This window comes from Arthrobacter sp. TRD_SC_6 (assembly GCF_055361185.1).
This window is the reverse complement of sequence record NZ_CM143953.1, coordinates 1,060,871-1,078,345: the sequence shown is the minus strand read 5'-3', so window position 1 is coordinate 1,078,345 and position 17,475 is coordinate 1,060,871. Positions and strand designations below refer to the sequence as shown.

The window sequence follows — 17,475 nt, the reverse complement described above, 5'->3', positions numbered from 1 at the left end:
GTTTAGGCGTCGACCGGCTGACGCACGCTGGAGCTCTGGGCGGCCCGCGGAGGGGTCACCGCCTTGCTGGTGAACGAGCGAAGGCGAAGACTGTTGCCGACGACGAAGACGCTCGAGAACGCCATGGCTGCTCCAGCGAGCATCGGGTTGAGCAAGCCCAGGGCGGCCAGCGGGATCGCGGCCACGTTGTAGGCGAACGCCCAGAACAGGTTCGTCTTGATCGTTCCGAGGGTCTTGCGCGCGAGCCGGATGGCATCTGCGGCGCCTCGGAGGTCTCCTCGAACCAGGGTGAGGTCGGCTGCCTCGATCGCCACGTCGGTTCCGGTGCCCATGGCGAGCCCGAGATCGGCCTTTGCCAAGGCGGCCGCATCATTCACGCCGTCGCCAACCATGGCCACGACTTTGCCTTGGGCCTGCAAGTCCGTGATGACCCGGACCTTGTCCTGAGGCAGCACTTCGGCGATCACCTCGGTGATCCCAACTTCAGCTGCGACCTGCTTGGCGACCACCTTGTTGTCACCGGTGAGCAGGATCGGGGTCAGGCCGAGGACCCGAAACTGTTCGATGGCCTGCGCGCTTGTTTCCTTGATGGCGTCGGCGACGGTCAGCACACCATGAACGGCGCCATCCCATGCGACGACGACAGCGGTCTGTCCGGCTGATTCTGCCGCTGACTTGGCGTCGGCGAGGTCCTGGGGCATGGTCAGAGACCATTCCGCCAGCATCGAATCTCGTCCCACGATAACTAGGTGCCCGTCGACGACTCCCTGCACGCCCAGCCCTTCGATGTTTTTGAAGGATTCCGGGGTAGGAAGTGTGCCGACCCGTTGGGTGGCTCCCTTGGCGATCGCCTGGGCGATGGGGTGCTCGGATGCGTCTTCGAGGGCGCCGGCGATGCGGAGCAGTTCCTCACCGTTTGTGCCGGATGCGGTGTGCACGCCCTGCAGAGTCATCTTTCCTGTGGTGACGGTACCGGTCTTATCCAAGACGATGGTGTCGACCTTGCGGGTAGATTCGAGCACTTCGGGTCCCTTGATGAGGATGCCCAGCTGGGCTCCGCGTCCGGTACCGACCAGTAGTGCCGTGGGTGTGGCCAGACCGAGGGCGCACGGGCAGGCAATGATGAGCACGGCAACGGCGGCGGTGAACGCTGCCGTTATCGGGAATCCGGCTCCTAGCCACGCGGCCAACGTCGCCACGGCAATGACGATAACGATCGGCACGAACACCCCGGAGATCCGGTCAGCCAGACGCTGGACCTCTGCCTTTCCCGACTGGGCGTTCTCCACCAACTTGGCCATTTGCGACAGCTGAGTGTCGGTTCCGATCCGTGTGGCGCGGATGACGAGCCGTCCGCCGGAGTTGACGGTTGCCCCGGTGACGGGGTCCCCCTCGCCGACTTCTACCGGCACGGACTCACCGGTCAGCATCGATTCATCGACTGCGCTGCGGCCATTGACGACGATCCCGTCGGTGGCGATTTTCTCACCGGGTCGCACAACGAATTCATCGCCCACAGTCAGCTGCTCGGTCGGGATGCGGGTCTCGACTCCGTCACGTAGGACTGCAACTTCTTTCGCGCCGAGCTCCAGGAGTGCACGCAGCGCTGCTCCTGCCTCGCGCTTGGAACGCTTCTCGAAGTAGCGCCCTCCCAAAATAAACATGATGACGGCGGCGCCGACTTCGAGGTAAATGTTGTTGGCGCCGTCGGTGGGCGCAACGGTCAGTTCGAACGGGTGCGTCATTCCGGGAGTACCGGCCGTGCCGAGGAACAGGGCGTACAGGGACCACAGGAAGGCCGCGCTGGTGCCCATCGAAATCAGGGTGTCCATGGTAGCTGCACCATGTCGCAGGTTGGTGAACGCTGCTTTGTGGAAGGGCCAGCCAGCCCACAGGATGACCGGCGCAGCCATGGCCAGTGAGAGCCACTGCCAGTAGGTGAACTGCAATGCGGGGATCATCGCCATCGCGATGACGGGGATGGCGAGGATAGCACTGCCAATCAGGCGGTGCTTGAGAGCCAGCAGTTCAGTATCGGGGCGTTCGTCGTCGTTGATTGCCTGCTGCCCACCCTTGGGGGTAGGGAGCGCTGCGGTGTAGCCGGTCTTCTCCACTTCAGCGACCAGGGCCTGCGCGTCGTAACCGGCAGGGGCACTGACATGGGCTTTCTCGGTGGCGTAGTTGACCGTGGCCACGACGCCGTCAAGCTTGTTTAGCTTGCGCTCAATCCGGTTGGCGCACGACGCGCAGGTCATTCCACCAATTTTGAGGTCGATGTCGATGCTGGGCGTCTGCGGCTGGGCCGCGGATGCAGACATGGGAACTTCTTTCTCCCCAATGGTGGGCCCGTCTAGTCCGGCGGGCCCTTGGGGATAATAGTGGTCAGTTAGTGGTCGCTGTGATTGTCGTCGGACGCGCCGTCGTCGGTCGTGCTGCCGTCGGTCGTGCCGTGATCAGGTGTCGTTGCGTTGGATCCAGTGGTGTCGAGGGTGAACTGCGCGGTGTGCACGGTGCCATCGACCTGGAAATCGAAGTAAAGGTAGTAGCGACCCGCCGTGGGCGCCGTGGTGGCGAATTCGACCTCCGGGCCGGACGTTTCCTCCCCCACCGGCTCTGCTCCCTCAGGGTGCACATGCAGGTAGGCTAGGTCTCCTTTGCGGAGGGCCACTAGGTGCCCGTAGGCACCAAGGTAGGGCTGCAGCCCGGTCTCCGGCTGCCCGTCACGGCTGACATTGACGGTCAGCATCGACTCGGCGCCGGCGGACAGGTCACCGTTCAGGGAAACATCGAAACCGTCAACGTTCGTCGTCGCGGATACCTCAGGTGCGGCCGGCTTGAACTCGCCGGCCACGTCTACCGTGCTGGTGAGCGTGAGCTTTTCGCCGGATTCTGTGGGAACGATGTCTGCGTAGACACGGTAGGTGCCGGCAGCGTCCCAGGACCAGGGCAAGGACCAGCGTCCAGCCTCGTCCATGACCGGGTGCACGTGCCGGAAATGGGTTCCGTCGGAACGCACCACAATAAGGTGCAGATCCTGCTCGTGCTCGACTTCATAACTGGTGACCGGCTTGCCGTCAGGTCCGGCGATAGTGAAGGACAGCTCGCTGTTCTGCCCGATACCCTCAGGAACAGATAGCCCTTCAAGCTGGTATCCGGCTTGGGCCACCGTTACACCGCCGACAGAAGGCTCCATCTGCTGCGCGTTGGAGGCCGCTTCGGCGGACTCGCCGTGACCTCCATTGTGCCCCGCCGCGGCGGACTGTTGATCCATCGTGTGGCCTTTGGCGCTCTGCGCCCAGGTCGTAACCGTTCCTTCAGGAACGAGCGCTCCCGCGGCAGCGAAGGCACCACCAAACGCTACTGCCAAGCCGGCTGCATACGCTGCGAGGCGCCCTGCAGCATTCATGAGGACCGGACCGCCTTGTATCCGGCTTCCTCAACGGCCTTTAGAACCGCACTCTCCTCGACGAACTCGTTGCCGCTCACTACGAGTTTGCCGGTCTTGTGGCTCACCTCGACGGAGTCAACACCGGAAATCTCCTCAACCTCTTCGCGGATGGACATCTCGCAATGCCCGCACGTCATGCCGGTGACCTGAAATTCAGTGGTAGTCATCTTGACTTCCTTTCGTTTCATACCCCTAGGGGGTACCTGTATGATCGAATATACCCGTGGGGGGTAACCGTGTCAAACCATACTACTAATCGGAAGGTCTAATGAAACAGCTAAGAATAGTCATCGTCGGGGCGGGCGCAGCAGGCATCAGTGCTGCCGCGACACTGCGCGCGGAAGGCTACGTGGGGTCGCTGACAGTAATAAATGGCGAAACTCACCGGCCCTACAACCGGACACTCGTCAACAAAGCCGTGCTATCCGGGCTGCTCACAGCAGAACAGATCGTCCAGCCAGGAGCGTCCGCAGTTGAGGCCGACCTTGTTCAGAACAAGGTGACATCAGTGGACACCGACCTTTCCATCCTCACATTGGAGGACGGCCAGCAGTTGAGGTACGACGCGCTCATCGCGGCCAGCGGTAGCGCACCACAGCCGTCCGGCCATTCAATCACCCCCCCGGAGCGGGTGTTTCACCTACACACCGTGGATGATGCCGCGCGACTTCGCGCCCAACTCGAGAAGCACCCTCGTGATTTTACAGTCACCATCCTGGGTGCCGGATTCATCGGCTCGGAGGCCGCCAGTTACCTGGTCGAAACAGGTGCGCGTGTCAATCTCGTTTCCCGCTCGTCCACGCCTCTTGCCTCAGCACTCGGCGAACACGTCGCAAAACGCATCGCCGAGCTGCACCGCGCCCACGTGAAGACACACTTCGGGCAATCCTTCACTAATATCTCCACCGGTTCCGCCTCGGCGACCGTCACCCTCCACGAGGGTGATTCTTTGGAATCAGATATTGTCCTCATTGCACACGGCACTAAGCCCACATCGGCTTGGCTGACGGGTAGCGACGACGGAATAGCGGTGGACTCACAATTGCGAGCCCTCGACTATCAGAGGGTTTACGGGGCTGGCGGCGTCGCGCTTCACACGGCCAGTAGTGGGCAGCCATACCGCATCGATCACTGGGACGCCGCCGTCGACCAGGGCGCCCACGCAGCACAGGTGGCGCTGCGCGACCTTACCGGCAGGCAGGATCCGGCCCCCTATATACCCACCACTGGATTCACCATCACCCTCTACCAGCGCTCAGCCGCGGCCTACGGCCCTGCGCTGCTCGACACCGCCGAACGACAGCACTACACCGGCTCCTCCGAGTCATTACTAACCAGTTTCCACAACCCCGACGGCGCCATGACCGCTGTGGCTGGCCTGGACGCATTCCCTCAATTGCTGTCGGCCCGCAGCCAGCTCACTGCCCCGTAACCCCGCCGACAAACACCGGACAAGGAGAGGTTGATTTCCCCCCGAACTGTTGGCGCATAGCAGCCAGGGATGTCACCGACTTTCTCTGGCAGACGGAGCAGGCCGGCACCGTGGTGGTCATGCACTAGCTCGAAGACAGTCACCATCTGCGATCTCGTGGGTGATGTGCCTTCGGCGGTTGCGGCAATCAGCCGTGCCTCAGGCGGTCAGTGCAACGTCGAAAGGTGCGACATCTCCGGACCGACCGGCGGAAACGTCCATTTCTGCCGGTTCACCTCTTGACCGAGAAAACATACCCCGGTAGGGTATGCTCGGTATCCGTACCTCATACCCATACCCCGTATAAGTAACAGGAGAGATTCGTATGTCAACTGAAGTGCAACCCCCGCGGTCTAACCGCCGCTGGTGGGCACTAGTCCTCATAGCGGCCGCGCAGTTCATGGTCATCATGGACACTTCTATTATCGGCGTGGCACTGCCGCAAATGCAGGCTGATCTTGGTTTCACCCAAGAGAACCTATCTTGGGTTTTCAACGCCTACGTCGTTGCGTTTGGTGGTCTGCTACTTCTCGGTGGCCGGCTATCTGACATCTTTGGTGCACGCCGGTTGTTCAGCATCGGCTGGGCTATCCTGCTGGCGGGATCCCTACTGGCCGGGCTCGCAGATACCGTGGTGCTCGAGCTGGCCGGACGCGCTATTCAAGGTATCGGCGCCGCATTTATTGCTCCGTCCGCCCTGACTTTGCTGATCATGCTATTTGGTTCCTCTCCAAAGGAACTCACCAAAGCCCTTGCGCTCTACGGCGCAGCGGCGCCGGCTGGCGGCACCGCCGGCGTGTTTTTGGGCGGAGTAATCACCGAGTACATCTCCTGGCCTTGGGTTTTCTACATCAACATCCCAGTCGCGATCATCGCACTAATCGCTACCCCTGCCCTTATGCCCAGTGGCGCGATGGCAGGCCGGGGTTCAGTCGACATCCTCGGGGCGCTCACCGTCACCGGCGGTCTGGGCGCGGCGGTCTATGGAATCGTTCGGGCCCCTGAAGTCGGATGGAACTCCGGCGAAACCTGGATTGCACTAGGCGTTGCAACTGTCCTCCTCATCATCTTCCTCATCGTTCAAGGCAAGCGCCGAGAGCCGCTCATGAGGTTGTCGATCTTCCGAACCCCCAATCTCGGTGCGGCCAACCTCGCACAGCTATTGCTGGGTGGCGCTTGGATCCCAATGTGGTTCTTCCTCAACCTCTATCTGCAGCAGGTGCTCGGCTACTCCGCCTTCCCGTCCGGTGCCGCACTCCTGCCGATGACAGTATTGATCATGATCGGAATGATCGCACTCGCTCCTGCTGCAATCAACCGCTTCGGCCCGAAGGCAATGATCGTCACCGGCTTGCTCGTACTCGCCGCAGGCATGGGCTGGCTGTCCCTGATCCGCCCAGATGGCAACTTCTGGGTAGACGTACTACCCGCTTCCCTGGTCGCTGCCTTAGGCATGTCGTTGGCATTCATCCCTTCACTGGGAACCGCGATCTCCTCTGCCCGTCCCGAGGAAGGTGGGCTAGCGTCAGGCATCGTCAACACCAGTTACCAAGTCGGCTCAGCCCTCGGACTGGCAGCCATGACCGCAGTCGCCGCTTCCTACGGGGCCGACCAGATAGGAAACGAAACAGCCCTCACCAGCGGCTTCTCCGCGGCCTTCCTCGGCGCAGGGATTATCGCCCTCGCTGGCGCACTTCTCGCCGCAATTACGTTGCGCACCCCGCAACCCGAAAAAGTCACTACGGCAGCTCACTAGTTAGACACCGCCTGCAAAGTATCGGTCGGGTAGGCGCTTATATGCGCACCTACCCGACCCCGGCGACAACAAGCGGGACCTCCGCTCACGACCTCATCTCAAATTCCGCCATCAAACATGAAGAAGTGGAAAGCCATGATTACCACGCCCATCTCGATCGACACACCGATTCTCATCGCCTTCGACGGCTCACCGGACGCGATCGCCGCCATCGACCAAATATCCGAGCTCTTTCCAGGTGCTGCCACGATCATTCTTTACGCTCGACAGCCCTTGGAGAGTCTCGCCGCGCACCTTGAGGGACATGGGGCGTTAGAAGACTTGAGAAACCTCGATGCTGCAAGCAACGACACCTCTGCACAGATCGCGGCCCGGGGGGCGAAGTACGCCGTTAATGCCGGCCTCGCTGCCGTGCCGCGAGTCTCGTCTACTATGGCCACTGCCTCCGAGGCGATAGTGGCAGCCGCTGACGAGTTTGACGCCGCACTCGTCGTGATCGGATCGCGCGGCCGCCGTGGACTACGCGCCACAATCCTGGGTAGCACTGCAACAAACGTCCTACACCACACCAGCCGATCTACGCTAGTAATACCTTCCACGGAAGTCGCACGGGCCCGCCGCAGCCTGCGCTAACCTTTCACCCTCGAATAACTGTTCCGTTCTATGGTGACGCCGATAATGTCCCTATGGTTTAGCGTCGAGTGCCGGCGTGCCGTACGAATGGGGGGAAATATACGGTACGCCGGCGCCGACGACCCCGTCGGGGCTCCCAAGGTTGATGAGTTAGTCCGGGATGAATACAAGCTTTGGACGCCGAGGGACCTCGATACTACCGGTTGGGGCCAGCTGTGCCACGGGACTCAGGCGTAAAGTCGCAATCTCTTTGGATATCGGTACTGCTACGAAAAACGACACAGCATTCATGTCCGGCTCCCGGCACTGCAGGAGGGGGACTCATGGTCCGGGGCTTATCCTTCGGGAGAAAATTGGTCGCACAAATGGAGCGATTATCATTCACCGCGGTCGCAGGCACCCTTAAGCGAATCACGGTCCATAGCGCCCAGCAGGTCGAAGGCGGAGACCGGATCCTCGTCAATCACGCCGTTCTGAGAGTGCCCGTGCCATTTCAGTAGGGCACAAAGCTGTCTCCTTTTCTTTGACCCTACTGAACCGGACTGGTGGCTTGCTGATGAGTAAATCGATACAGCCGAGCAACAGTGTCCCTATAGTGCGGAGGAAGCGCTGCCGAGGCCATCTGTTGGCTGCCCGCGAGGCGTGAAACCACCGGCTGTGCTATGGCGGAATCGGACTTTTTTGGCACGATTCCCACAGATGTTCATGGAACACCAACGGCGGTTCTGTCCGCGGCTGGTGTCGACGAACAGACCACCGCAGGCAGGATTCTCACATGCCTTCACATGGTCTCGTAGCGACCCTCCAAGCGCCGTGATCGCGTCATGGGTGATGAATCCGAGCGCGGCGAGGACAGGATCATCCGAGTCGGTGCACCAGCGCAAAATGCCACTAACAAGTTCGGGGTAAGTCTGGCTGCCGCGGGACAGTTCGTTGAGATGCCTCAAATCGGAAAGACGCGGGACTTCCTTCTTGGCAACGGCGGTACCGACACGGTGAATGACTTCACGAATGTGGCGTGCAAAGTCGACGTGCGCGTTGGTAGCCGAATGCGACGTCAGTCTGACCTCGTTGACGGTAAGCCAGTTATCCAGACGTTCCGGGGTTGGCAATCGTTCCACACGGTCGCCACCACGGTCACTGAGAGTGGCTGTGAAACGAAACGCCAACTGTTCATTATCCAAGCGGAAAGGCGGGGGCGATGCCTTACTCAGCGAAATTTCGAAGACTCCGTTATCAGCCGTTGCACTCATAGACCCACTTTAGATGGTTCTTTGAGTCTTATATGTGCCATAGTGGAACCGTCTGAGTAGGTTCCAGAGAAAGCGTGTGTGCGATGGCTAATGTGACTGTGGTGGGTACGGGGGCGATGGGGGCTCCTATTGCCCGGAATCTTCTAAAAGGCGGGTTCAAAGTCGCGGTATGGAACCGTGATCGGGCTAGGACTGAGCCATTGGTCGAGCTGGGGGCCACTGCCGTACAGGACGTGACCGAAATATTTGCGTCAGGAATCGTCATTTCGGTTCTGGCTGATGACGTGGCGGTGCGCGAAGTGTTCCTGACCAGTGGGGTTCTGGATAAGGTTGGCCCGGACTCGGTACATGTGAATCTCGCGACCATCAGCCCCGACCTGGCGGAAGTAACAGCCGCTGCTCACGCTCAGCGGGCAGTGGGCTATGTTTCGGCGCCGATGTTCGGAGGTGTCCCGGTTGCTGAGGCTGGCAAGTTGAACATAGTGACCGCCGGAGACGCTGCTGTATTGGAGCGCCTGCGCCCTTTGCTGGAGGCAATCAGTGCGGGTATCTGGGTCGTTGGTGAGCAGCCGCAGCAGGCAAACGTGGTCAAGGTTGCGGGTCAGCTGGTAATTGCCTCCGCGATTCAGGCCTTGTCAGAGGCGGTGAGTATGGCAGAGCGTGGTGGGATCGAGGGCAACCGTCTTGTCGAGATCCTGACCTCGACGATCACCCCTGGACCCGTCTACACCAGGTACGGCGCGTTGATCGCTGACCGAAAGTATGAGCCTGCCGGCTTTACGCCTGCGTTGGGCCGCAAGGATGTTGACCTTGCCCGCGCCCAGGCCGGGCTGACAGGCTTGCGCCTACCTATTGCCGATTTGCTCTCTACCCTGCTGACAGATGTTATGAAGGCAGGACACGAACAGCAAGACTGGGCAGCACTTGCCGAGGTCCAACGCCACCGCGACCTTCTGGCGCATCCATGACCGGCACTCGCAGTGTCGCCCGATCCGCGACGAGCTTCGAGACCGTACACCTGCCGTGGGCCGCGCTGCTCGCGTTGGCCGCCGCTGGGTTCCTGGCAATTTATACAGAGACAATTCCCGCTGGCCTCCTTCCTCAACTCGCCACAGGGCTCGGGATATCGGAGTCGGCAGCGGGGCAGCTCGTCACCCTCTACGCTCTCGGGTCAATGATTGCCGTAATCCCGTTGGTCGCTGCCACGCAGCATATAAGCCGCAAAAAGGTGCTCGTGGCTGCCGTGCTCGGGCTACTGCTGTTCAACGTCATTACCGCCCTAGCACAGTGGTATCCGTTAATCCTCGCTGCCCGGTTTGTCGCTGGAGCTGCCGCCGCATTGATCTGGGGTGTACTCCCTGGCTACGCACGACGTCTCGTGTTGTCCACACACCAGGGGCGCGCACTGACCGTGGCAGGAATCGGGCAGCCATTCGCTCTTGCCTGCGGCGTGCCGCTGGGCGCCTGGGCCGGCTCAGTCATCGAATGGCAATGGATTTTCATCGGAATCTCCATAGCGGCCGCGGCTTTGGCGGTGTGGATTTGTGTCGTGATGCCAGACGTACCCGGCCGGGCACCTGCTGCTACGTTCCCATTACATCGGGTGGTGATGATCCCCGGGATCCGTCCCGTCCTCGCCGTGGCGTTGGCATGGGTGCTCGCACACAACATCCTGTACACCTATATCGCCCCGATGCTCGCACCGACGGGTTTGCGCCTAGACATCGGACTCGCAGTTTTTGGAATTGCATCCTTCGCAGGAATTGCCGCTACGGGGATCGTCATCGATCGAGCGTTGCGGGCCACCCTTGTGAGTGCCCTCATCCTGATGGGAATCGCGAGCTTCGCCTTAGCATCCCCCGGCCTGACCGCAATCGTGATAGCCGGCGCGATCGCGGTGTGGGGATTCAGTTTCGGTGGTGCGCCCGCACTGCTGCAGACTGCACTCGCGGATCAAGCCGTCGAGCACACCGATGCAGCGCAATCAGTGTTTGTGGCGGTGTTCAACCTCGCTGTCGCTGTCGGTGGTTTAGTCGGCGGCGCCATTCTCGCCACTTCACAAACTCCAGCGCTACTTGCTTGGGCAGCAGTAGGGCTTTCGCTTCTGGCAATCTTCGTAGTCCTCCCGCAATTACAGGTATTTTCCGCGAGGCGGAGCACGCCTTAAATGAAGGGCATACATATGCATACCGGTCAGTGGCTCGAAAGCGGGCGCGTAACCCGACCGCCCCGCCGACCATTCCTCCGGCGGGAGGGGCTGCTGGGAAAGACAGCGGGCCAGCAGGCCGTTCAGACCGCGGAGCCGGAATACCCGTAGCCGGATCACTGCTTGGAGCAGCCGTGGACCGCAATGATCGTGTCGTCATGGTCGACGAACACGAAGTCGTCCGGGCAGGGGCTCCCGAGCAGCGTAGTCACGGTTGTCGCGTTGGCCACGAAACGGGAGGCCGCAGCGTCTGGTTGTCGGACGTGTCCGAACGTGAGGGGGCCTGCAGGAACGAAATCAGAGTGGAAGGCGCGTAGCAGGCGGTGAAGAGCCGCTTCGACGGCACCGACACCCCTCGTTATCCAATTCCTGCAACCCAGGGCACGGGGATGGGGCCATTACCGCCAACAGCCCGGGCAGTTGACACGAGACTGGCCTCCTCACGGGAGACTGAGGGCGTCACGTTTACGGAGACCTGCGATCACGAGATGCTGTCTTCTCAGTGGTCAACGTGCTCTAGACAGCTCCATTTTCCTTGTGAAACCGGCACTCCTGGTTTAAATTGCCATCGGCGCCTTAACCATCACCGGTGGATCAAAGCTTGGGCCCCACGAAGGCCTGCTGTCGCCTCCGTAGCAGGCGGGCGCAGTAGAGCCGATTCGGTTCTCCTAACTATGAAGGCACCTCGCAGCTCGCACTTGCTGGAGCCCTTGGTCGCTGCCAGTAGCTGACGTATCGAATTGGCAGATGGCCACCTTCCCGGTCGCTTCCCCGTTATTGGTCCTAAACGTTAGGCATGTGTAAGGGCAGCGGGTTCATGTTCGCGGATGAGCTCCGTCTCAATTTGGAACGTTGAGTGCTCGACCGAGACGGCGAAGTGCCCGGCGACGCACCTCTTCACTTCGTGTAGTACTTCTGCAGCATGACCGTCGGCGAAGCATTCATCTTCCATTACGACGTGAGCGCTAAGGGTGGGCAGCCCTGTGCCTACAGAGGATGCGTGTAGATCATGCACGTCCGTTACGTGGTCTAATGCCAGAATGTGGTGGCGGACGTCCTCAAGGTCTAGCCCCTTAGGGACGAATTCCATGAGCACACATAATGTCTCCCTCATCAGCTTGAGGGCTCGCGGGAGTATCAAAATGGCTATCAGCAGGCCGGCGATGGCATCGGCCTGCTGGAAGCCGGTGGTCGCGATGATGATGGCCGCCACGATGACGGTAAGTGATCCAATGGCATCGTTGATGACCTCAAGGAAGGCTGCGCGCATATTGAAGTTTGCGCTCCTGGTCGATGTCAAGATGAGGATCGCAAGGAGATTGGCGATCAGGCCGACTATCCCGAAGACGAGCAAATCTCCTCCTGGCACCTTAGGGGGTTCGAAAAGACGCCCAATGCCTTCGATCGCCGTATACGCACCGACAACAAGCAGCAGGGCTGCCTGTCCCAAGGCAGCGATTACTTCGATCCTCCGGAAACCCCATGTGCGCTTTGATGACGGCGGCCTGAGCATCAATGTCCCCGCGATCAGCGCTACAAGCAGCCCTGATGCGTCGGCAATGGCATGGGCTGTGTCAGTCAGCAGTGCGAGGCTTCCGGTAGTCCATGCCCCGATAGCCTGAGCGAGCACAATGGTGCTTGTGATGACGAAAGCCATCGCCAGCTTCCTTCTATAATCTCCGAGCTGCCCGTCTTGCGCTCCAGCCTGTCCATGACTGTGTCCAGCACCCATCTGCATTTTCCTTCGTTAGTTCGTTGCGTATTAAATATTGGACGATGCGATCAAGAACAGCATGTGCAGTGCCAAGAGAGCAGGGCCAGCGCAGTTACCTTCGGATAAGTGCGCTACTCTGCATCCCGATCTTAATGATCGCTCTCTAGCGATTATATCGCTACATGTAGTTATATGCAGCTCCTTGTTAGGTTGCCAACGTGGTCGCCTGTGAAAGGTCCTAACCGAGCTGCTGGAGCACACGGCGAGAAGCAAGCTCCTCGACGTGTCTTCATCCAGCGCCTAACATCGTCCTATGGCGATAAAGGCAAAAAGGGTTGACCCTGTTACGCCACTTGCCGAGATGAGTGCAATGATGGCGGCGGCGTCGCTTTTCAATAGCTTCAGCGATCCGTCGCGATTGGTAATCCTGCACCATCTGCAACTCGGGGAACATCGCGTAGTTGACCTGACCGCCCATCTACAGTTGTCGCAGAGCACCGTGTCAAAGCATCTGGCCTGCCTGAAGGAAACTGGCATGGTGGCCGCGCGTCCGGAGGGGCGGGCCTCGGTCTACTCCCTCACACATCCAGAAGCGATGGTCGAAATGCTCTCAGCAGCCGAGAAATTGCTTGCGTTAACCGGGGACGCGGTTACGCTCTGCCCGCTTTATGGCATAGAAGTAGTCCGGCGGCAACGATAGTACGTTTTCTTTTGGCCTGGTCTGTCGTTGATAGCCTCTGATGAACCATGCCTCGGGGACAACGAGGATTGTCCCTCTTTCTAACAGTGTTTGCTGGGGAAGCAGCTACGTCACTCCCAGGCGGAGGGACGCTGAGTGCGTAGTCTCGACGCTGCTTGTCGGCGAGATCCAGAGTGGATCCCAGGTCCTTGTCCTGCGGCTGGTAATCGCGCTGTTTGAGGATGTCGATGGGTTCATCGATCACCTGTTCGGTCCCCCCCAAGTAGCCCTGTGGGATCGCAAATCGCTGGGTGCGTCGGCTTGAAAGAACTGGGTGAGGCTTGCAGGCCTTCCATTCGTCCGTGACGCAGGACAGTTCAGGGGCGGGCGCGTGGCCAGCTGGCGGCGTTCTTCGAGATGCCTGTTCTCTTCCAGCCCCAAGTAGAAGGTCGACAGGGATCTCAGGTAGACGCATTCGACTAGCAGCTTCGTATAGACCTGCATGGGTGCCTGGTCCACCTACTGCAGTGGGTTCAGCGCCGGCAGGGTTCCGACCCGCTCTGCGGCGCTGAGCGGCCCCGCGTGCAGGGATCGTCCGTCCAGCATTTATCGGTAGATGGCAATCAGCGTTTCTAGGACCGCGGCCCGTCCGGCATATCCTCTGAGGCACTCTCAAAGAACGCCTGTGGTTCCGCCACTAGATCCAAGGCTGCCTCGGTGTTCCACGACCCCCTCTCGTTCACCTCTGACTGGCGGCGCAAACACGCGTCTCGGCCTGGTCAGCAGTAAGTATCCCGTGGACCCCAGCCGCCTCCCGCAGGCGCCGTGCATCAAGCGTTATCTGGCCCGCCGCGTCTACCGACCGCTTAGCGGCCCAGCCGGAGCGATGAGGCGATTGACTATAGTAAAAGAGCCGTGTCACGGGAGTGATGGTTATATGTCGGCGCTAAGTGTGTCAGTTGTCCAACGTGACAACGCGTCGGTGACATTTGGCGCAGACAGCAGGCGTTGGTAGGCGTCACGTTCATGACCAAGGACCGCGATCTCCCAAGTGCAGGGGGCCAATCCTGTGGGTGCAGGTCGCAGTAGGTGGGGCTTGTCGGCCGGGCCGGAGAAAATAGTGAGCCGGGACATATAGCCCTCGATCCAAGACTGCAGGATCACATAGTCCCCGTCGCCTCCCAGGTGCAGGATGAGCACGGCCAGACCCAACCCACCGACCTCTCGGTCCGCCAGCAAATGGGGACCGGCCAGAGCCCTGACTCGCTCGGTAAGGACCGGGTCGAGGGTACGGCCAGGCGCGGTGATGCTGTAGGCCTTGACCACCTGCCCGGCCAGGTCCCAAATCCCGATCGGGCGGATTGGCCGGGGTTGATAGCCGCTGGCCAGGACGGTCAAGGCCGTGAAATCAACCACACGTCCGGCAAAGGCAGCGTCGAGTCCCCCTGTCGCTCCGACGGCGGCATTTGTTGTTTCAGCGTTCACAGCTGGCCTCTTCTGCGGTGATAGCGACGGCTACCGCGAGCTCCTTAATGGCCGCCGCGGGAGCATATGTAAGGAACAGCGAAGGTTCGACCAGTTCAAGCTCGAGCAGCAGAGGTTCGCCCCGCGGCCCAGGAATCAGGTCTACCCGCGCGTAGGCAAGACCTCTACCACCGTCACTGTGTGGGACGGCGCGCAGAGCGGCAGTCGCGACAGTATGCTGTGCCGTGGTCGCCGTCGTCGGTTGCAGCCCAGCCAGCGCGGCATCGCCCACTACGGGTGTTCGGGTGCCGCTCCCGGTCAGGAGTGCCTGGCGGCGCACGGCGTGAGAGAACCGGCCGCCCAAAAAGATTAACGACGTCTCACCTTCAGCCTCGATTGCAGGCAGGTACGGCTGAACCATTACCGCTCGGCCGTCCTCGTGCAGCCGTTCCAGCAATGCTTCTGCGCCGGCGGACCCGCTGGCGTACCGGCCGGTGTCCGCCGCGCTAGCGCTTACAGTCGGCTTTACCACGACGTCGGCTACCCAGTCCGAAGGAACCTTGAACGGCGCATCAGGAGCGAAATAGACCGTCGGCACGACGGGTACCCCGGCCACTTGCAGATCAGCCAGGTAGCTTTTGTCAGTGTTCCAACGTAATACCTCAAGGGGATTTGCAATGGCAGGGCATGCCGCGGCCCACGTCAAAAACTCCTCTCTCCGGAGGGTATAGTCCCAGGTGCTGCGCACCAGCACCGAGCCGTAGTCCTGCCAGTCCACCGCGGGGTCATCCCAAACCTGCACTTCGGCGACCACCCCAGCGCGTTCAAGAGCAGCCAACAGCGCGTGGCCGTCCCCGTCAAGAGTCGGGACGGCGGCACAGGTCGCGACTGCGACACGCGGTGCACCTTCGAGCAACGATGTAGCCATGCGACCAAGTATGCAGGTTACGCAGAGAGTTCCGCGGGCGCAGATACGTGTCGTTTCGATTGTCGTCAGGATTAAGGGGCAAAAGGACGGCTGGGGCAACTCCGCTCCTCATTGAGGCAGTAAGCACCGCAGATCCGCTGGATACCGTTTCGCTTCAGAAACTTAGCGCAGCCTCTACACCAGCGATGTGGCTGCCGGATTGACCGCCTGATCTACTCCCCCGATCTTGGCAAGGTCGTCTTCACCGTTCCGGCATGCCTGACTACATACGCCGCCAACCTCGCGGAGCTGGGCCACGGCCGCGCCGTAGTGCTGGCCTCCGGTGCTCCCGCGACACTGCTCAAAACCTGCCTTGGTTAACGGCAAACACAAGGCTGTTTGGAACTGCGTTACGATCGTGTGCAAGCCGGGATAAGGCAGCTAGGGTTCCGCTCCGGATTTACTCGGGGGCCTGTGACCGAGCGCTGCAGCTTCCGCCGCCAGGCGGGAGGGCACCTATTGGCACAAAATGCCCGAGGGGGATGGCTCAGCGTGAGCATGCGCGCTGACTGCCCTTATCCTCGGAGGTTGTTGTGATCGTTGATCAATTTGATGCTTTTCTGCTTGACCTTGACGGCGTGGTGCATGTCGGAGATGTCCTGCTTCCTGGTGTGAGCGAAGCCTTGTCTGGCCTGCGAGATCGAGGCCGAGCGGTCCGGTTCGTGACCAATGATCCCCGCCCGACTCGGTATGAGGTGGTGCAGCGGTTGGGCCGCCTAGGTGTTAGTGCCGTGGTGGAGGAGATTGTGTCCTGCGGGTGGGCTACAGCACGCTGGTTACGCCACCACGGCGTCACCCGTGCCTACGTGGTGGGCAGCAACGGCCTCCGCCATGAGCTGGCAGCCCAAGGTGTGGAACCATCTGAGGGTCTTGAGGTGGAAGCAGTCGTAATCGGCTGCGATGAGACAATCACCTATCGGGACCTAGCTCACGCCACCGCCCTCTTGCGTACCGAGGTGTTGTTCGTGGCGACGAACGGGGACGCCACGTTCCCCACGCCGACCGGTCCGTGGCCGGCCACAGGCGCGGTCGTTGCAGCGATCCAAGTTGCCAGCGGCCGGCGGCCGGTCGTGATCGGCAAACCGGGACCCGAGATGTTCCGCTTGGCCCAACGCGCTCTTCCTAGCACCACGAAAGTAGTGGTCGTAGGCGATTCCCCCGCCACGGATGTGGTCGGCGCCCACCGTGCTGGGCTTCCCGCAATCCTTATCGCACCCACACCACAGAGCAATGAGCGTGAGCAGCACGCCCCCACCATCGCAGAGACCACAATCACAGGCCTCGCTGAACTGTTCGCGCCAGGCATCGAGGTGCCTGAGATGCGAGCGTTGCCGTACCCGTGGCCGGCGGACGTGCGCGCAGGCGTAGCTGCGGTGGTGTTCGATGAAACCGGGCGTGTATTGCTGGGACGCAGGATAGACAACGGCCGGTGGGGGCTGCCCTCCGGACACGTCGAGGCAGGCGAGACTGTCGCGCAGGCGGTGGTACGGGAGGTTACCGAGGAAACAGGATTGCAGGTACAAGTTCAGCGGCTGATCGGAGTCTATTCGGACCCCACCTCACAGGTGTTCGCTTATCCCGACGGAAGAGTAACCCAGTTCGTCACCACCACGTTCGCCTGCCTTCAATTTGGTGGACAGTTGCAGGCCGATGGTGTCGAGACCTCGCAGGTGGCGTTCTTTCTGCCCGACCAGCTCCCGACGCCCCTGCTGTACATGCACCCGCGATGGCTCAGTGACGCCCTCTCAGGAGAGGCCGGGCTCATCGATTGAGGTGTTGCTCAGGCCATCTCTCAACGCACACCTTAAACCGCCAATCGGCTTCTGGCCCTCGCCAGATCTTTTTCAATGCTGGCGTTCTATGGTTGTTACATGGACGCACCCC

Annotated in this window: 15 protein-coding genes; 7 read left to right on the top strand and 8 right to left on the bottom strand. The window is 60.8% G+C overall.

From position 1 onward, the window contains the following. Positions 1 to 2: 2 nt before the first annotated feature. The 3 genes from ACWA1U_RS05340 to ACWA1U_RS05330 form a co-directional block, all read right to left on the bottom strand. Complete coding sequence (locus ACWA1U_RS05340; protein WP_463724305.1) at positions 3 to 2,318, bottom strand: heavy metal translocating P-type ATPase; 2,316 nt, start codon at positions 2,316 to 2,318, stop codon at positions 3 to 5. A 68-nt stretch (positions 2,319 to 2,386) separates the two neighbouring features. Continuing rightward, the gene (locus ACWA1U_RS05335; RefSeq protein WP_463724304.1) at positions 2,387 to 3,406 is read right to left on the bottom strand and encodes a heavy-metal-associated domain-containing protein; all 1,020 of its coding nucleotides are present in this window, start codon (positions 3,404 to 3,406) and stop codon (positions 2,387 to 2,389) included. Continuing rightward, positions 3,403 to 3,615 (bottom strand): heavy-metal-associated domain-containing protein, encoded by a 213-nt coding sequence (locus ACWA1U_RS05330; protein WP_463724303.1) that lies wholly within the window; start codon positions 3,613 to 3,615, stop codon positions 3,403 to 3,405. The genes ACWA1U_RS05335 and ACWA1U_RS05330 overlap by 4 nt, the downstream gene beginning before the upstream one ends. 101 nt (positions 3,616 to 3,716) lie before the next feature. On the opposite strand from ACWA1U_RS05330, the gene ACWA1U_RS05325 reads away from it, so the two are divergent. The 3 genes from ACWA1U_RS05325 (at position 3,717) to ACWA1U_RS05315 (ending at position 7,308) form a co-directional block, all read left to right on the top strand. Then, on the top strand, positions 3,717 to 4,880 hold the full coding sequence (locus tag ACWA1U_RS05325; protein WP_463724302.1) for an NAD(P)/FAD-dependent oxidoreductase: 1,164 nt from the start codon (positions 3,717 to 3,719) through the stop codon (positions 4,878 to 4,880). A 364-nt stretch (positions 4,881 to 5,244) separates the two neighbouring features. Beyond that, a complete protein-coding gene (locus ACWA1U_RS05320; RefSeq protein ID WP_463724301.1) occupies positions 5,245 to 6,675 on the top strand; it encodes an MFS transporter in 1,431 nt (476 codons plus the stop codon). Positions 6,676 to 6,810: 135 nt separating this feature from the next. Next, a complete protein-coding gene (locus ACWA1U_RS05315; protein WP_463724300.1) occupies positions 6,811 to 7,308 on the top strand; it encodes a universal stress protein in 498 nt (165 codons plus the stop codon). A gap of 590 nt (positions 7,309 to 7,898) precedes the next feature. On the opposite strand, the gene ACWA1U_RS05310 is transcribed toward ACWA1U_RS05315, so the two are convergent. Beyond that, a complete protein-coding gene (locus ACWA1U_RS05310; RefSeq protein ID WP_463724299.1) occupies positions 7,899 to 8,561 on the bottom strand; it encodes a CGNR zinc finger domain-containing protein in 663 nt (220 codons plus the stop codon). Positions 8,562 to 8,644: 83 nt separating this feature from the next. On the opposite strand from ACWA1U_RS05310, the gene ACWA1U_RS05305 reads away from it, so the two are divergent. Together ACWA1U_RS05305 and ACWA1U_RS05300 are read left to right on the top strand one after the other, a co-directional pair. After that, the gene (locus ACWA1U_RS05305) at positions 8,645 to 9,529 is read left to right on the top strand and encodes an NAD(P)-dependent oxidoreductase (RefSeq protein ID WP_463724298.1); all 885 of its coding nucleotides are present in this window, start codon (positions 8,645 to 8,647) and stop codon (positions 9,527 to 9,529) included. Beyond that, positions 9,526 to 10,728, top strand: a complete 1,203-nt coding sequence (locus ACWA1U_RS05300) for an MFS transporter (protein ID WP_463724297.1) — start codon at positions 9,526 to 9,528, stop codon at positions 10,726 to 10,728. Before ACWA1U_RS05305 ends, ACWA1U_RS05300 begins: the two co-directional genes overlap by 4 nt. Positions 10,729 to 11,557: 829 nt before the next feature. On the opposite strand, the gene ACWA1U_RS05295 is transcribed toward ACWA1U_RS05300, so the two are convergent. Further along, on the bottom strand, positions 11,558 to 12,499 hold the full coding sequence (locus tag ACWA1U_RS05295; protein WP_463724296.1) for a cation diffusion facilitator family transporter: 942 nt from the start codon (positions 12,497 to 12,499) through the stop codon (positions 11,558 to 11,560). Between the two features lie 295 nt (positions 12,500 to 12,794). Here ACWA1U_RS05295 and ACWA1U_RS05290 point away from each other — a divergent pair, with 295 nt between their 5' ends. Then, the gene (locus tag ACWA1U_RS05290; protein ID WP_463724295.1) at positions 12,795 to 13,181 is read left to right on the top strand and encodes an ArsR/SmtB family transcription factor; all 387 of its coding nucleotides are present in this window, start codon (positions 12,795 to 12,797) and stop codon (positions 13,179 to 13,181) included. 912 nt (positions 13,182 to 14,093) lie between these two features. On the opposite strand, the gene ACWA1U_RS05285 is transcribed toward ACWA1U_RS05290, so the two are convergent. The 3 genes from ACWA1U_RS05285 to ACWA1U_RS05275 all read right to left on the bottom strand — a co-directional run bounded on the left by ACWA1U_RS05285 (position 14,094) and on the right by ACWA1U_RS05275 (position 15,849). Then, a complete protein-coding gene (locus tag ACWA1U_RS05285) occupies positions 14,094 to 14,645 on the bottom strand; it encodes a hypothetical protein (protein ID WP_463724294.1) in 552 nt (183 codons plus the stop codon). Then, a complete protein-coding gene (locus ACWA1U_RS05280; protein ID WP_463724293.1) occupies positions 14,635 to 15,552 on the bottom strand; it encodes an ATP-grasp domain-containing protein in 918 nt (305 codons plus the stop codon). Before ACWA1U_RS05280 ends, ACWA1U_RS05285 begins: the two co-directional genes overlap by 11 nt. A gap of 174 nt (positions 15,553 to 15,726) precedes the next feature. Next, complete coding sequence (locus ACWA1U_RS05275) at positions 15,727 to 15,849, bottom strand: hypothetical protein (protein ID WP_463724292.1); 123 nt, start codon at positions 15,847 to 15,849, stop codon at positions 15,727 to 15,729. Between the two features lie 275 nt (positions 15,850 to 16,124). Here ACWA1U_RS05275 and ACWA1U_RS05270 point away from each other — a divergent pair, with 275 nt between their 5' ends. Further along, positions 16,125 to 17,363: an HAD-IIA family hydrolase gene (locus tag ACWA1U_RS05270; RefSeq protein WP_463724291.1), complete on the top strand. Its 1,239-nt coding sequence runs from the start codon at positions 16,125 to 16,127 to the stop codon at positions 17,361 to 17,363. The last annotated feature ends 112 nt before the right edge of the window (positions 17,364 to 17,475 follow it).

Coding starts and splice junctions, on each gene's coding strand:
- ACWA1U_RS05340 (WP_463724305.1), bottom strand. CDS start 2,318: ATGTCTGCATCCGCGGCCCAGCCGCAGACGCCCAGCATCGACATCGAC.
- ACWA1U_RS05335 (WP_463724304.1), bottom strand. CDS start 3,406: ATGAATGCTGCAGGGCGCCTCGCAGCGTATGCAGCCGGCTTGGCAGTA.
- ACWA1U_RS05330 (WP_463724303.1), bottom strand. CDS start 3,615: ATGACTACCACTGAATTTCAGGTCACCGGCATGACGTGCGGGCATTGC.
- ACWA1U_RS05325 (WP_463724302.1), top strand. CDS start 3,717: ATGAAACAGCTAAGAATAGTCATCGTCGGGGCGGGCGCAGCAGGCATC.
- ACWA1U_RS05320 (WP_463724301.1), top strand. CDS start 5,245: ATGTCAACTGAAGTGCAACCCCCGCGGTCTAACCGCCGCTGGTGGGCA.
- ACWA1U_RS05315 (WP_463724300.1), top strand. CDS start 6,811: ATGATTACCACGCCCATCTCGATCGACACACCGATTCTCATCGCCTTC.
- ACWA1U_RS05310 (WP_463724299.1), bottom strand. CDS start 8,561: ATGAGTGCAACGGCTGATAACGGAGTCTTCGAAATTTCGCTGAGTAAG.
- ACWA1U_RS05305 (WP_463724298.1), top strand. CDS start 8,645: ATGGCTAATGTGACTGTGGTGGGTACGGGGGCGATGGGGGCTCCTATT.
- ACWA1U_RS05300 (WP_463724297.1), top strand. CDS start 9,526: ATGACCGGCACTCGCAGTGTCGCCCGATCCGCGACGAGCTTCGAGACC.
- ACWA1U_RS05295 (WP_463724296.1), bottom strand. CDS start 12,499: ATGGGTGCTGGACACAGTCATGGACAGGCTGGAGCGCAAGACGGGCAG.
- ACWA1U_RS05290 (WP_463724295.1), top strand. CDS start 12,795: ATGGCGATAAAGGCAAAAAGGGTTGACCCTGTTACGCCACTTGCCGAG.
- ACWA1U_RS05280 (WP_463724293.1), bottom strand. CDS start 15,552: ATGGCTACATCGTTGCTCGAAGGTGCACCGCGTGTCGCAGTCGCGACC.